This window comes from Halomonas sp. OfavH-34-E (assembly GCF_024124525.1).
Lineage (GTDB): Bacteria > Pseudomonadota > Gammaproteobacteria > Pseudomonadales > Halomonadaceae > Halomonas > Halomonas litopenaei.
On record NZ_JAMXRY010000109.1, the window covers coordinates 1 to 3,212 of the forward strand.

Sequence of the window (3,212 nt, forward strand, 5' to 3'; positions counted from 1 at the left end):
CCTGCTGCTCGCCGGCACCGCCGCTGGCGGCTGGTTCGCCCGATGCTGGCTCGAGGACAGTCAGCGCCTCAGCGCCATGCAGGCCGCCGAGGCCGCCATCGACGCCGCCATGGCGCGCGAATCGACGATCGCCCGCGCCGTCGAGGTCCGCCTGGCCGAGCTCGAGGCCAGCGAGCGCATCATCGACCGAGGAGTCATCCGTGAGATCGAGAAGCCCATCTATCGCCGCGTGTGTCTTGAGCCTGACGCTATCCGCCTGCTCAACCACGCCGCCGCCGGCACTGCCCCCGATCCAGCAGAGCCTGCTGACGCCCTGCCCCGAGACGCTGCCCCGGCTGACTGAGGGCACCGGCCGTGACGTCGTGCTGACCATGGACGAATGGGCCGGGCAGTATCACCGCTGCGCGACACGGCACAACGGCCTGATCCAGGCCCTGGACGATCGCCCATGAACAAGCTGCACCTGCTGCGCACCCACCTGGTCGCCGCCGTCCCCACGCTGGCCCGGGATCCCGACCGGCTGCTCACCTTCGTCGAGGAAGGCAGCGTCGAGTTTCGCCGCGGGCGCGACCTGACCCACGAGTACCGCTACGCCGCCCAGCTGGTGCTGACCGACTTCGCCGACGAGCTGGATACGGTGATGATCCCGCTGCTGCAGTGGCTCGCCGAGTACCAGCCGGATGTCGATCCCAGCGAGGCCGTCAGCTTCGAGGCCGAGATCCTCAACAACCGCTCGGTGGATCTCGCCCTGCGCGTGCGGCTCACCGAGCGCGTCATCGCCAAGGTGGACTGCGAGGCCGGCACCATCCGAGTCGACCGCGCCCTCCCACGATTCGAACTCGACGCCTGCCCGATCACTCAGCATTGGCAGCTGCTGACGCTGGACACGAATACCGACGCTGGCTACAGCCTGGCGGCCGAATGGGGCGAGGCGTCCAACGATGGCGGATGAACTGCAGGCCCTCGAGGACTGGGTCGCCCCGCTGCTCGCACGGCTGGAGACCAAGGAGCGCCGCCGCCTGGCCCGCTTGGTCGCTCGCGACCTGCGCCGCAGCCAGCGCGAGCGCATCAAGGCGCAGACCAACCCCGACGGCACGCCCTACACCCCGCGCAAGCCTCAGAAGTGGCGCGCCCGCCAGGGCGCCATCCGCCGCCAGGCCATGTTCGGTAAGCTCTCCACCGCCAAGTGGCTGAAGGCCACCACGCGCGGCGACACCGCCGTGGTGGGCTTCTTAGGCAGCGTCGCCCGGCTCGCCAAGACCCACCAGTACGGCCTTCGAGATCGCGTCGACCGCGACGGCCCGACCATCGAGTACCCACAACGCGAGCTGCTCGGCTTCACCGAGGCTGATCGCGAGCTCATACTCGACTCTCTACTGAGCCACCTGGGCGCGGTGTAAGTCCGCCACCCCACACCCGGCCCCGCTTCGCCTGCCTCGGCCACCGCCGCACGATAGCGGCATGAATATCGCCGAGCTCCTCCGCCTGATTCACAACCTGATCCGTACCGGGACCATCGCCCAGGTGGACCACGCGGCCGCGCGCGTGCGCGTGAAATCCGGCGAGCTGCTCACCGGCTGGCTGCCCTGGATCGAGGGCCGCGCCGGCTCCACCCGGGACTGGGATCCGCCCACCCAGGGCGAGCAGGTCATCGTGTTCTCACCCGGCGGTGATCCCGCCGGCGCCGTCGTCCTGACCGGGCTGTTCTCCGACACCCACCCCGCCCCGGCGGACCTCGCCGCCCTGTGCCGCCGGCTGTTCCCGGACGGCGGCCTGTTCGAGTACGACCACCAGGCCAGCGTGCTGCGCATCCGGCTGCCCGGCCGCATCGAGATCGAAGCCCCGGGCGGCACGGCTTGGAAGGGCGACATAGACCACCAGGGCGACATGGCCCGCGCCGGCAGCTACGCCCAGGACGGCGGCACGCTGACCCACAATGACAAGAATGTCGGCCACGACCACCCGCACAGCGGCGTGGTGCCCGGCAGCGGCCAGAGCGGAGGCCCGGTATGACCGGCATGAACGCAGACAGCGGCCGCCGACTGGAGCGCCTCGAGCACATCCGCCAGAGCGTGCGCGACATCCTCACCACGCCGATCGGCTTGCGGGTCATGCGCCGCGACTACGGCTCGCTGTTACCCGAACTGATCGACCAGCCTATGAACGAGGCCACGGCGCTGCGCGCCTACTCGGCCAGCGTCGTCGCCATCATGAAGTGGGAGCCGCGTATCACCGTGCAGCAGATCACCCGCACGGCCTCCACCGTGCGCCCGGGCCGCCTCGACCTCGCCATCACCGCTCGCCTCGCCGACACCGGTGAGGCCGTTTCCTTCGAGGTGCCCATCGCATGAGCGGCACCATCGACCTTTCCCAGCTCCCCGCCCCGGACGTCGTCGAGCCCCTGGACTACGAGACCGTGCTCGCCGAGCGCAAGGCCGCGCTGCTCACCCTGGTCGACGAAAGCCAACGCGCCGAGGTCGAGGCCACCCTCGCGCTCGAGAGCGAGCCGCTGACCATCCTGCTGGAAGAGAACGCCTATCGGGAGCTGGTCTGGCGGCAGCGGGTCAACGAGGCCGCCCGGGCGGTTATGATCGCGCACGCCGACGACGAAGACCTCGACCACCTGGTCGCCAACTTCGAGGTCGAGCGGCTGATGATCGACCCGGGCGATCCCGACGCCACGCCGCCGGTGCCGCCTGCCTACGAAAGCAATACCGACCTACGCCTGCGCGCCCAGCGGGCGTTCGAGGGGCTCAGCGTCGCCGGCCCGCGTGCCGCCTACGAGTTTCATGCGTTATCCGCCGATGGCCGCGTGTCCGACGCCACGGCCACCAGTCCGGCGCCGGCCGAGGCCCTGGTCACACTGCTCAGCACCGAGGGCAACGGCGCCGCCAGCCAGGACCTGATCGACATCGTCGACGCCGCGCTCTCCGCCGAGAACGTGCGCCCGGTGGGCGACCGACTCACCGTGCAGTCAGCGCAGATCATCGACTACAGCGTCGATGCCACCCTCTACGTCTACCCGGGCCCCGAGCAGGAGCCGATCCTCGCCGCGGCCAAGGCCGCGCTGACCGCCTACGTCACCGCCCAGCGCCGCATCGGTCGCGACATCCGCATCTCGGCGATTCATGCCGCCCTGCACGTGGAGGGCGTGCAGCGCGTCGAGCTCGCCGCTCCGGCCGCCGACGTCGTCCTGGACGACACCCAGGCCG

The 3,212-nt window shown here is 70.3% G+C and carries 6 protein-coding genes; all 6 read left to right on the forward strand.

The features are described from left to right. Positions 1-343, forward strand: a 343-nt coding sequence (locus tag NH448_RS23270) for a hypothetical protein (protein ID WP_253029576.1), incomplete at its 5' end; no start/stop codon positions are given. Between the two features lie 105 nt (positions 344-448). Beyond that, positions 449-952 carry a phage tail protein gene (locus NH448_RS23275; RefSeq protein ID WP_253029577.1) on the forward strand — a complete coding sequence of 168 codons (504 nt, stop codon included), beginning with the start codon at positions 449-451 and terminating at the stop codon, positions 950-952. Then, positions 942-1,400, forward strand: coding sequence for a phage virion morphogenesis protein (locus NH448_RS23280; RefSeq protein ID WP_253029578.1), 459 nt, complete (start codon positions 942-944; stop codon positions 1,398-1,400). The genes NH448_RS23275 and NH448_RS23280 overlap by 11 nt, the downstream gene beginning before the upstream one ends. A 61-nt stretch (positions 1,401-1,461) precedes the next feature. Then, positions 1,462-2,013 carry a phage baseplate assembly protein V gene (locus tag NH448_RS23285; RefSeq protein ID WP_253029579.1) on the forward strand — a complete coding sequence of 184 codons (552 nt, stop codon included), beginning with the start codon at positions 1,462-1,464 and terminating at the stop codon, positions 2,011-2,013. Beyond that, entirely contained in the window at positions 2,010-2,351 is a 342-nt protein-coding gene (locus tag NH448_RS23290) for a GPW/gp25 family protein (protein WP_253029580.1), read from the forward strand. Before NH448_RS23285 ends, NH448_RS23290 begins: the two co-directional genes overlap by 4 nt. Further along, on the forward strand, positions 2,348-3,212 hold an 865-nt coding region (locus NH448_RS23295), incomplete at its 3' end, for a baseplate J/gp47 family protein (protein WP_253029581.1). The genes NH448_RS23290 and NH448_RS23295, both read left to right, overlap by 4 nt.